The organism is Streptomyces bambusae (assembly GCF_020532645.1).
Lineage (GTDB): Bacteria > Actinomycetota > Actinomycetes > Streptomycetales > Streptomycetaceae > Streptomyces > Streptomyces bambusae.
This window is the reverse complement of sequence record NZ_JAJAUZ010000114.1, coordinates 1-11,053: the sequence shown is the minus strand read 5'-3', so window position 1 is coordinate 11,053 and position 11,053 is coordinate 1. Positions and strand designations below refer to the sequence as shown.

10 protein-coding genes are annotated in these 11,053 nt (G+C 75.3%); 1 reads left to right on the top strand and 9 read right to left on the bottom strand.

Annotation, left to right across the window (positions count from 1 at the left end; all coding sequences use genetic code 11):
- Nucleotides 1-206 precede the first annotated feature (206 nt).
- The 9 genes from LG634_RS37020 to LG634_RS36980 form a co-directional block, all read right to left on the bottom strand.
- Complete coding sequence (locus LG634_RS37020) at nucleotides 207-2,777, bottom strand: ABC transporter permease (protein WP_226740880.1); 2,571 nt, start codon at nucleotides 2,775-2,777, stop codon at nucleotides 207-209.
- Between the two features lie 55 nt (nucleotides 2,778-2,832).
- On the bottom strand, nucleotides 2,833-3,618 hold the full coding sequence (locus tag LG634_RS37015) for an ABC transporter ATP-binding protein (protein WP_226740878.1): 786 nt from the start codon (nucleotides 3,616-3,618) through the stop codon (nucleotides 2,833-2,835).
- 209 nt (nucleotides 3,619-3,827) lie between these two features.
- On the bottom strand, nucleotides 3,828-4,496 hold the full coding sequence (locus LG634_RS37010) for a response regulator (protein ID WP_226740876.1): 669 nt from the start codon (nucleotides 4,494-4,496) through the stop codon (nucleotides 3,828-3,830).
- A complete protein-coding gene (locus LG634_RS37005; protein ID WP_226740874.1) occupies nucleotides 4,493-6,232 on the bottom strand; it encodes a sensor histidine kinase in 1,740 nt (579 codons plus the stop codon). The genes LG634_RS37010 and LG634_RS37005 overlap by 4 nt, the downstream gene beginning before the upstream one ends.
- An 88-nt stretch (nucleotides 6,233-6,320) precedes the next feature.
- Nucleotides 6,321-6,893, bottom strand: a complete 573-nt coding sequence (locus LG634_RS37000) for a GNAT family N-acetyltransferase (protein ID WP_226740882.1) — start codon at nucleotides 6,891-6,893, stop codon at nucleotides 6,321-6,323.
- Nucleotides 6,894-6,971: 78 nt separating this feature from the next.
- The gene (locus tag LG634_RS36995; protein ID WP_226740872.1) at nucleotides 6,972-7,217 is read right to left on the bottom strand and encodes a hypothetical protein; all 246 of its coding nucleotides are present in this window, start codon (nucleotides 7,215-7,217) and stop codon (nucleotides 6,972-6,974) included.
- Nucleotides 7,210-7,353 (bottom strand): hypothetical protein, encoded by a 144-nt coding sequence (locus tag LG634_RS36990; protein WP_226740870.1) that lies wholly within the window; start codon nucleotides 7,351-7,353, stop codon nucleotides 7,210-7,212. The genes LG634_RS36995 and LG634_RS36990 overlap by 8 nt, the downstream gene beginning before the upstream one ends.
- A 140-nt stretch (nucleotides 7,354-7,493) precedes the next feature.
- On the bottom strand, nucleotides 7,494-9,071 hold the full coding sequence (locus tag LG634_RS36985; RefSeq protein WP_226740868.1) for a S8 family peptidase: 1,578 nt from the start codon (nucleotides 9,069-9,071) through the stop codon (nucleotides 7,494-7,496).
- A 312-nt stretch (nucleotides 9,072-9,383) separates the two neighbouring features.
- On the bottom strand, nucleotides 9,384-9,980 hold the full coding sequence (locus tag LG634_RS36980) for a hypothetical protein (protein WP_226740866.1): 597 nt from the start codon (nucleotides 9,978-9,980) through the stop codon (nucleotides 9,384-9,386).
- Between the two features lie 188 nt (nucleotides 9,981-10,168).
- On the opposite strand from LG634_RS36980, the gene thpR reads away from it, so the two are divergent.
- Nucleotides 10,169-10,753 (top strand): RNA 2',3'-cyclic phosphodiesterase, encoded by a 585-nt coding sequence (gene thpR, locus LG634_RS36975; RefSeq protein ID WP_226740865.1) that lies wholly within the window; start codon nucleotides 10,169-10,171, stop codon nucleotides 10,751-10,753.
- Nucleotides 10,754-11,053: the final 300 nt, after the last annotated feature.

Genomic DNA, 11,053 nt, shown 5'->3' with positions numbered 1-11,053 from the left:
GCCTCAAACGCCGGCGAGGCTGGATTGGCCCGGCCCGGTGCGGAGGCCCGGCAGGGGCAAGGACCGGAGAGGCAAGGACCGGAGGGGCGAGGGACCGGTGGGGCTGGAAGTGGCCGGTCCGGTCTGGTGACGCGCAGGTGGGGTCCAGCCCCGCCGGCGGTCGGTTGAGGAGCGGGGGGTCGGGGCGGAGCCCCGGGAGCGGGGGGTCAGAGGTGGGCTGTGGCCTCCAGGGGGGTCAGGGCGGCGGCACGGCGGGCGGGGACGGCGGCGGCCGCAACACCGGTGGCGAGGGAGAGGCCGAGGATCAGGGCGAGCGTGCCCCACGGAAGGGCGAACGCGTACTGGGGAATGGCCCCGTTGGCCAGTCCGCTGACCCGCCACGCCCCGAACAGCCCCGCCGCCAGCCCCAGCAGCGTCCCGTATCCCGCGACGGCGACGGACTCCAGCCGGATCATGCGGCGGACACCGGACCGGTCCATGCCGATCGCCCGCAGCACACCGATCTCGCGGGTGCGTTCGGCCACGGACATCGCGAGCGTGTTGACCATGCCGAGCGCGGAGATGACCACACCGACGGCGAGCAGCCCGAAGACCATCGTCATCAGGTCACCGGCGACCCCCGCCTGCTCACGGACCAGCCCCGCACGGCTCTGGACCTTCAGCAGCGGGCTGTTGTCGACGGCCGCCCGCAGCCGCTTCTCCAGTCCCGGCCCGGCCTGCCCGCCGTCCGCCGCGACGAGGACCCGCTGGACGGAGTTGCGTACGAACGCGTGCTGCTGCACCTCCGCACGGTCGGCGAGGACGTCGCCCGCCGTGGGATTGTCCTCGTAGACACCGACGACGGTGTACGGGCGGTCCCGGTCGCCCCCGCCGGGCCCGATGGCGCCGTCGACACGGTCGCCGGTCCCGGCCCGGTGTTCTCGCGCGAAGCTGCGGGAGACGGCGATCCGCCCCGGCCCGATGCCGTCGGCGCCGCCGCTCGTGAAGCGGAGCTTCATCACGTGCCCGACCGTCTTCGGGTCGACCCCGGAGACCTGCCGGGCCATCGCGCCGGCGGCGAAGGTGGAGTCCGCGACGGCGGAGGCCGCGGCGACGCCGGGCACGGCGGCGATCCGGCGCACGGCCGCCGCGTCGACGGCGGCGGAGGACGGGCCGCGCGTGCCGACGACGTAGTCGGCGCTCAGCCCGGCGGCGGCCTGGGCGTCCAGCGCGCGGCTGGAGGAGTGCTCGATCACGGCGAGTCCGGACACCAGACCGGTGCTGATCATCAGCGCGACGGCGGTCGCGGCGGTACGGCGGGGATCCCGCAGGGCGTTGTCCCGGGCGAGCCGGCCGACGGCCCCGGACCGCGCGGTGAGCCGGCCGAACAGCCGGATCACGGGTGCGGCGAGCAGCGGCGCCAGCAGGATCAGCCCTGTGACGAGGACACCGCAGCCGAGCAGGGCGGTCTGCAGGTTGGCGTCGGAGGCGTCCGTCGCGTCGCTCAGCGAGACGAGCAGCCCGGCGCCCAGCAGCAGTGCGGCGGCGCCGACCGCGCCCCGGACCCGGGACAGTGCTTCCGACGGCGGCTGTTCGGCGGTGCGCATCGCCTCGACGGGCGCGATCCGGGCCGCCCGGCGCGCGGGCAGCCAGGCGGCCGACATGGTGACGCCGACGCCGACGGCGAGCGAGGCGAGGACCGGAGCGGGTCCGATGACCAGCGGGCCCTGCGGCAGCATGTCGTCCGCGCTGCCGAGGAGGCCGGGCAGGACGGACGCGACGCCGAGGCCGAGGGCGAACCCGGCGGCGGAGGCGACCAGGCCGACCAGGGCCGCCTCGGTGAGGACGGCGCCCACGACCTGGCGGCGGGTCGCGCCGATGGCCCGCAGCAGGGCGATCTCCCGTGAGCGCCGGGCGATGAGCATGGTGAAGGTGTTGACGATCAGGAACGAGCCGATGAACAGCGAGACCACGGCGAACACCATCGGGAGGCGGGCGTAGCTGCTGGTCTTCGTGTCGATGAAGACGGCCTGCTGGGCGGCGCGCGCGCTCGCGGTGACGGCCTCGGCGCGCCCGGCCGGCAGCAGGGCGCCGATCCGCTGGGCGAGGGCGTACGCGTCGGTGCCGGGCGTGGCGGAGACGTCGATGCCGGTGTAGCGGCCGGGGGCGGCGAAGAGCTGCTGGGCGGTGGCCCGGTCGAACACGGCGAGGGTGCCGCCGGCGGTGACCCTGGTGTCGTCGGTGTCGACGATGCCGACGAGCCGCATCTTCCGTACGGGTCCGTCGGTGGCGAGGGTGACGGTGTCCCCGAGGGCGTACGAGCCGGCCTCGGCCGTGCCGCGGTCCAGGGCCACTTCGCCGCTGCTGCGCGGGGCGCGGCCGGCGGTGAGCGGGTACCGGGCGTCGGTGCCGTCGGGGCCGGCGACGTACCCGGCGGCGAGCGTGCCCATGGTGTTGCCGGCGTGCATCGGCGTGCCGTCCTTGGCGGCGAGGGTGGCCGTGCCGTCGACCGCGGGCCGGACGGCCCGGACCCCCGGTACGGCGGCCAGCCGGGCCACGAGGGCGTCGTCAAGGGCGCTCCGGCGTTCGCCGGCGGGGGTGCCCGGCGGGTGGACGGGGTCGACGGTGACGGCGATGCCGGCGTAGTTGCGGGCCAGGGAGGCGCGCTGGGCTGCGGTGGTCGAGTCGGCGAAGACGAGGGCGCCGGAGACGAACGCGACGCCGAGGCAGACCGCGAGGGCGGTCATGGCCAGCCGGGTCTTGTGCGCGAGGACGTCGCGCAGGGCGGTGCGGAGCATGGTGGGCTTTCGGGGCTTTCGACGGAGGTGGGCGGGGGCGGCGGGCTCCGGCCGCTCAGGCCGTGCGGCCCTGCGGTTCGAAGGCGAGCATCCGGTCGAGGACGGCGCCCGGGGTCGGTGCGTGGAGTTCGTCGGCGAGGCGGCCGTCGGCGAGGAACACGACGCGGTCGGCGTGTGCGGCGGCGGCCGGGTCGTGGGTGACCATCACCACCGTCTGGCCGAGTTCCCGTACGGAGTCGCGGAGGAAGCCGAGGACTTCGGCGCCGGCGCGCGAGTCGAGGTTGCCGGTGGGCTCGTCGGCGAACACGACCTCCGGGCGGGAGGCCAGGGCGCGGGCCACGGCGACGCGCTGCTGCTGGCCGCCGGACAGCTGGGCGGGGCGGTGTGCGAGGCGGCCGGCGAGGCCGACGGCGGCGATGACGGTGTCCAGCCAGGCGCCGTCGGGCCGGCGGCCGGCCAGGCGCAGCGGGAGGGTGATGTTCTCCAGCGCGGTGAGGGTGGGGAGGAGATTGAAGCCCTGGAAGACGAATCCGGCCTTCTCCCGGCGCAGCCGGGTGAGTTCGCGGTCGCCGAGGGCGGACAGTTCGACGCCGCCGAGCGTGGCGGAGCCGGAGGTGGGCCGGTCGAGGCCGGCCATGCAGTGCATGAGGGTGGACTTGCCGGATCCGGAGGGGCCCATGACGGCGGTGAACCTGCCGCGCGCGAAGTCCACGGACACCGCGTCCAGCGCGGTCACCCGGGTGTCGCCCCTGCCGTACGTCTTGGTGAGGGTGGTGGCGCGGGCGGCGGGCCCGACGAGCGCGCTGCCGGCGGGGCGGGCGGACGGGACGGTGTGGGTCATGGGCTGCTCCGGGGGACGTACGAGGGCCCGGAAGGAGTGCCCCCGGGCCTCTGGATGGGTTCATCCTCTCGGCGTTGACCAGGGGAAACGTCGTCCTGGAGGCGGGAGTTCGGCTCTGCCGAAGGGTGGGGGGGCCGGGAGCGCCTCTGCCTTTGGTCAGATGCGGGCGTACGGGTCTGGTCGGGCGGTGGGCCTGTGGCCGGGCGGAGTCAGGGGGTGAGGCCGGTGCGGTGGGCCAGGAGGGCGGCCTGGACGCGGCTCGTCGAGCCGGTCTTGTCGAGGATGGCGCCCACGTGGGTTTTGACCGTGCCGGTCCCGATGCCGAGGCGGGCGGCGATGTCCTGGTTGGACAGGCCCTCGCCGAGCATGGCCAGCACTTCCCGTTCCCGGCCGGTCAGCCGGGCGATCCGGTCGTCGGCGGGAGTGCCGGGCGGTGGCCCGGCGGTCAGCATGCGTGAGATCACCGCGCCGGTGACGCCCGGCGACAGCACGGCGTCGCCGGCGGCGGCCGCGCGGACGGCGCTGATCAGCTCCTGCGGCCCTTCGTCCTTGAGCAGGAATCCGGCGGCGCCCTCGCGCAGGGCCCGGACGACGTTGTCGTCGTCGCCGAACGTCGTCAGCATCACCACCCGTGGGGCCGGGTCGAGGGCGAGCAGCGGGGCGATCGCGGCCAGGCCGTCGCAGCCGGGCATGCGGATGTCGAGCAGGACCACGTCGGGGCGGTGTGCGGCGGCCAGCTCGACGGCCTGCCGTCCGTCGGCGGCCTCGGCGACGACCTCGATGCCCTCGGCGTAGCGCAGGATCAGGCGTACGCCGTGCCGGATCATCGTCTCGTCGTCGGCGAGCAGGACGCGGATCGCGGGGGCGGGTCCGGTCACGGGGTCTCCCAGGGTGCGGCGTCCCGGACGGACGGGACGGTGAAGCGGTCGATGGCGATGAGCCGCTGCGCGACGTCGAAGCAGTAGCGGGCGATGATCAGGGAGCCGGGCCGGGACTCGGTGGCGCCGTTGAACGGGTAGAGGCAGCCGGCCGCGCCGGCGGGCCGCCGCGGTTCGCGTCCGGCGGCGGCCGCCCGGACGGCCCGGTTGTCGAGCACCCCGGCCGCCGCGACCTGGTCGTACGTCATCCCGACCCGCGGCAGGGGCTGCGGCCCGGCCGTCTCCCCCGGAGCCGTGCCGAACACGAACGCGACCCCGAGCACCATGAGCACGCTGAGCCCGGTCAGCCCGAGCCCGAGCACGGCCGGCGTGGCCGCGGAACGCCCGGCCGGCCCGCCCGCCGCGCCGCGGTCGTCCCGCCCGTCGGCCTCCGCCGCGTCGGCCGGCCGCAGCCCCGCGGTCTGCTGCGGGTCGGCGGGGCCCGGGCGGATGGCGCCGTCCCGGGGTGCGGCCGGTGGGACGGCCGGGATGGCTGCGGTCACCTCGAAGCCGCCCGTGGGGAGGGCGGTGGCGTGGAACGTGCCGTGGAGGAGGGTGATGCGTTCGCGGAGGGCGGGGAGGCCGCGGCCGGTGCCGGGCGGGGCGGGGGGTGTGCCGGAGGCGCCGTTGCGGATGCCGAGCCGGACCGTGTCGGCGGTATGGGTGACGGAGACGGTGACGTGGGCGGCGGGGGCGTAGCGGTGGACGTTGGTGAGGGACTCGCGGACCAGGCGGTGCACCGCGCGGCGGACCGCGGGTGCGCAGGCGTCGAGGTCGGGGCCGGTCCAGTCCAGGCGTACGGCGATGCCGCCGGCGCGGGATTCCGCGACCAGCGCCTCGATGTCGGGGCGGGTGCCGGTGGCGTCGGTGAGCGCGCCGGAGCCGGTGTCCCGGCCGAGCGGGCCGAGGACGCCGAGGGCCTCGCGGAGTTCGCGCATGGCGTCGCGGGTGGCCCGCCGGACCAGGACGGCCTCGTCGCGGAGTTCGGGGTCGGCGTCGGCGAGGGCCATTTCCAGGCCGCCGGCGTGCAGCGAGATGAGGCTGAGCCGGTGTCCCACCAGGTCGTGCATCTCGGCGGCGATCCGGGACCGCTCGTGGGTGCGGGCCTCGCTGTCGGCGGACCGCCGGGCCCGCTCGGCCGCGTCGCCGCGTTCCCGGAGGGCCTGCACCAGGCGGCGCTGCTGCCCGTACGAGGTGCCGACGAGCCCGGGGACGACCACGGCGAGCGGGGCCAGCACGAGGCCGAGGGCCAGCCCGTAGAGCACCGTCCCCGGCCCGGGCCCCGGTCCCGCCGCGGTGGCTCCGGCCACGACCAGGGCGGTCGCGGCGGCGAGCAGCCGGGCCCGGCGGCGCGCCCCGGCGGTCTGCCGGGCCACTGCGTAGGCGGTGGCCGCGGTGACCGGTCCGGCGCACGGCACCGGCCCGGTGAGCGCCGCGAGGACGAGCAGCACGGCGGCGGGGAACCGGCGCCGGAGCGGGAACAGCGCGGCACCGGCGACCACCGCCGCTGCCTGCACGTACGGATGCGGCAGCAGGTCGAGGTACCCGAGCGCGGCCCAGACGCCGAGCGCGGCGAGGCCCACCCCGGCCGTTTCCGCCGCCCGCCGCACGCGCCCGTCGCCGGGTGCACGGCCGGAGGGCTCGGCGGCGCCGGAGCGGCTGCGGGCGGGGCGGCGGAACGGAGCGGTGCGTGACACGCCGACCAGTATCGATCGGCGCCGGGCCCCGGGGCGTGCGCCTCACGGCCGATCCTCGTCTCTGCCGAAAGGCAGAGACGCACCCCGGTCAGCGCAGGTCGAGGCGCATGACGATGCGGGGATGCCCGGCGAGCACCGACGTGGTGTCCGCGGCGTGGCTGAACCCGGCGCGCTCGAAGTTCTTCCGCAGGCCGGGGTAGGCCATCGTCATGTCCGCGTGGGCGTCCCCGTTGTCCAGCGGGTAGGCCTCGACGACGGGCGCGCCCTGGGCGCGGGCGAACTCGACCGCTCCGGCGATCAGCGCGTGCGAGACGCCCCGCTTGCGGAAGCCGGGGCGCACCCGTATGCACCACAGGGACCAGACCGGCAGGTCGTCCACGTGCGGGATGGTCCGGCTGCGGGCGAAGGAGGTGTCCGCGCGCGGTGCCACGGCAGCCCAGCCGGCGGGCTCGTCGCCGTCGTAGGCGAGGACACCGGGCGGTGTCCCGGCGTCGCACAGCCCGGCGACGTACTCTCCGCGGTCCGGGCCGCGGAGCTCGTTGTTGAGCTTGGCCGGGATGCGGTAACTGAGGCACCAGCAGACGTTGGCAGTGGGCGACTTGGGACCGATGACCGCCTTCACGTCTTCGAAGACCGAAGCCGGTCGCACCTGGATGTTCATACCGTCCACGATGCCATGGTGTGCCGGCCGCCGGCCGGGCCTGTGGACAACCACGGCGGTGCCACCGCCCGCCCGTGGTCAGGCGAGGCGGCCCTCCCAGGACAGGGTGAGCCCGGTGCCCATCTCCTCGATCGCGGCGACGAAGCCGTACGGGCCGACGGTGCGGGCCGCGGCGGACACGGTCGCGCCGTGCCGTTCGGCGATGTCCAGGGCGAGCTGGTAGAGGACGTCCCAGGCGAGCTGGTCGGTGAGGGCGCCCTCGATGCGCCGCTCAGGACGCGGCTGCCCGTCGGGACGCCGGGGCCCTTCGGCACGGCTACTCATCGGGCGCCCCGTACTCGCGCCAGTAGTCCGTTTCGTCCTGCCACCAGGCCACGGAGCAGTCCAGGCACCGGTAGCGCCAGCGGAACTCGCTGGTCCGCCGGTCGACCGGCTTGGAGAGGATCACGGAGGTGCTCACGCATTTGACGCACCGTACACGGGAGTTCCGGAGAGACTTCGACACGGGTGCAGTCTCCCACTGGCCGGTCCCCGGACGTGCGGGTGCCCCGCTGCCGCGCGCGGTCGCGCGGCAGCGGGGCACCGTGGCCTGCCGGAGGGTCAGAAGCGCAGCGTCCAGCTGTCGATGTAGCCGGTGAGCCCGGCGGCCGGGTCCTCCTTGACGCGCAGCCGCCACTTGCCCTTGGCGAGCTCGGCGGAGGCGTTCACGGACCAGACGCCGCCGAGGTCGGGCATGTCCCACCGGGTGTCGGTGAGCTTCAGCGAGTAGACCGTGCCGTCAGGGGCGATCAGGTCGGCCCGCGGGAAGCCCCACGCCGGATTTCTGACGGAGAGCAGCACCTCGAGGTTCGACGGCGCCCGTCCGGTGAGACCCGTGACGGTGACCGGCGAGTGGGCCGCGCTGCCGCCGGAGAAGGCGTAGTTGGCGGTGTTCGTGAAGCGCGGTCCGACCGGCTTCTGCTTCGCGGTGCCCACGTACAGCAGCCGGTTGGGCGATCCGGTGCCGCGGTCCCAGACTCCGTCCGTGGTCGCGTTGGCCTTGATGGCCTTGTCGACGGCGGCCGGGGTGGCCGTGCGGTGGGTCGACAGGTACAGGGCGGCGGCGCCGGCCACGTGCGGCGTCGCCATCGACGTGCCCGACAGAGTCGTCGAGGACGAGTCGTCCCACCAGACCGCCGAGGTAATGTCGGAGCCGGGGGCGAACAGGTCGACGCCCTTGCCCCAGTTGGAGAAGCTGGACCTGCGGTCGTCGCTCTGGGTGGAGCCGACCGTGATGGCGGTGCTCACCCTGGCCGGGGAGCGGGTGAGGGCGTCCTTGTTCTCGTTGCCGGCCGCGACGGCGTAGGTGATGCCCTTCGCGATCGAGTTGCGGACGGCGGTGTCGAGCGCGGCGTTCGCGCCGCCGCCGAGGCTCATGTTGGCCACGGCGGGCTTGACCGCGTTGCGGGTGACCCAGTCGACGCCGGCGACCACCCCGGCGATGGTGCCGGAGCCGTTCGCGTCGAGCACCCGGACGGCGACCAGCTTCGACTTCTTCGCCACGCCGAAGGTGGTGCCGGCGACGGTGCCCGCGACGTGCGTGCCGTGGCCGTTCTCGTCCCAGGCCGGGGTGCCGGGGGCGACGGCGTCGTAGCCGGACCTGGCGCGGCCGCCGAAGTCGCGGTGGGTGAAGTTGATGCCGGTGTCGAGGATGTACGCGGTGACTCCGGTGCCGGCGGAGGTCGGGTACGTGTACTTCTTGTCCTGGCCGGGCTTGCGGCGCCGGTCGATCCGGTCGAGACCCCAGGAGGGCGGGGTGGGCTGGGTGGTGTCGGCGTGGACCGTGCTGTTCTGGACGACCTGGGCGACGGCCGGGTCGGCGGCGAGCCGGCGGGCCTGCCGGGCGGTGAGGTCGGCGGCGTAGCCGTTGAGGGCCGCCGAGTAGGTGTGCCGGATCCGGCCGTCGTAGCGCGCCACGACGGAACGGCCGTCCGCGGAAAGCGAGTCGGCGCGGGCCGGGTTGAGGATGACGATGTAGCTGCCGGGCACCGTGCCGGCCGCTCCTTCGTTGGCGATGACCCCCTCGGGCTGCGGGGCGGGCGCTGCGGTGGCCGTGGCGGCCGTGCCGACGGCGAGCAGCATGGCTGCGCCGAGCGCGACGGCGGTGGCCGGCCGGCCCCGGAAACCGCGTCCGGGCATGGCTGTGGTTCTGACGTGCATCAGGTACTCCCCCCTGGGACCCCCTGCGGTCCCAACTCCGCAAGGTTGTCCGGTTGTTGCCCGTTCTTGCAAGGGCACCCCGCGTTTCCCTGATCGCCAACTGCCCGTTTTTTCAACCGGGTTGACAGCACGGGCCCGGTATTGCAGCGCTCCGGACCGGATGTGCGTACGCCGCGCACGCCGTTCGGTCGCCCCGGAGCGGGGCCGTTTCGACGTAGGCGGGCACCGCTCGGCGCGGCAGGCGGCACGCTCGGCCTGCCCGCATCCGTCTACGCCGGTGCAGCCGCGTGATCAGGAACGGCGGTACCGGAGCAGGATGCCCAGGGCCCTGGAGGGGGTGGTTCCGAGTGCCTCGGCCACGGCCTCGGTGGGGGTGCCGGAGTCCCGGACGGCCTCGGCGGCCGCCTGGCCGATGCTCCCGGTGAGCCGCTCCAGGACGGCGATCGCCTTGAGGCCCACGAGCGGGCTGTCGTCGGTGGCGTCCTGGATCCGGTCCGCGAGCTGGGTGAAGAGGGCGGTCAGCTGCTCGGGCAGCGCGACGGTGGTCTCGCGGACCACGGACAGGTGGGCGGTCCAGTCCGCCAACGGCCCGTGCAGGTCGACATCGGCCTCGTCGAGCTCGCCGTCCCCGATGGGCTGCCAGTCGAGGGCGTACTCGGCGGCCCCGCGCCAGCCGCAGGCACACGCGGCGCGCAGCACTGCGGCCCGCGGCCGGCAGTGGCGGCCGTCGTAGAAGGACCAGAGGGTCCTGGAGTGCACCTCCGGGCCGCTGCCGACGTCGAAACAGACGGGTCCCGGTTCGCTGCCGTCCGCGAGGAGCACGCCGATCCGGCCGGCGTGCTCCTCACCGAACTCCGCCGTCTCCCACTCCCACTCCGATTCCCCCACGGCGCCGTCGCTTCCTCGTCCCGGGGCCCCGGCCGTGACCCGGCGCGGCGGCGTTGCGCACCGAGCCTGCCCAGCCGTACGCCCGCTTGCACGGGCCGGAACCGCCGCCCGCACCCGGTCGGCCGGGGCGTACGGCGGGGTGGGAAAATGGCGGGGCCCGCCAGCCCCAGCAAGGTGTGAAGTCCCCCGTGAACGATCAGAACCCGGCCGCGACCACCCGCGTGTTCATCGCGCTCGCGCCGCCCGACGAGGCCAAGCAGGAGCTGGAGCGCGAGCTGCTGCCGGCATACGACGCGTACCCGGACATGCGGTGGAACCGGATCGAAGACTGGCACATAACCCTGGCGTTCCTCGGGGAGCTGCCGGTGTCCACCGTGCCGCTGCTGCTCCGGCCGCTCGCCGGGCTGGCCGCCGCGCGGGGGCCGCTGGAGCTGGCGCTGCGGGGTGGCGGGCACTTCGACGAGCGGGTGCTGTGGAGTGGGATCGAAGGCGACCTGGACGGCTTGCAGCTGCTGGCCGACGAGGTGCGGGGCCTGGTGCGGGGGTGCGGCGTGCCGTTCGCCGGGCGGCCGCTGCGACCCCATCTGACCTTGGCCCGGTCGCGGCGGAACGATGCGGCGAGTGCGGTGTCGGCTGCGGCGGGCTTGTCGGCGTTCGTGGGGCGGGAGTGGCGGACGGAGCGGTTGCATCTGGTGGGGAGCAATATCGGGCGGGGGCCGGGGCCGATCCGCTACCGGGATGTCGAGTCGTGGTCGTTCGACGGAGCGGTGTAGCCCGGCCGGGCCATTCCGCTTGAGCCGCGGGGGCGACCCCCTTCACGGGTGCATGCGGCGCGGGGCCATCTCCCTTCACGGGTGCACGCGGCGCGGGGCCATCTCCCGTCGCCGGTGCATGCGGCGCGGGGCCACTTCCCTTCGCCGGGTCACGCGGCGCGGGGCAAATTCCAGCCCCTCGGCGTTCGAGGCGTGCTGGGGGCCAAGTCCAGCCTCGCCGGCGGTTGAGGCGCGGGGGCCCGGGGGGGGGGCCCCCCCAAACCCCCCCCCCCCGGGGGCCGGTACCCCCCCCCCCCCCCC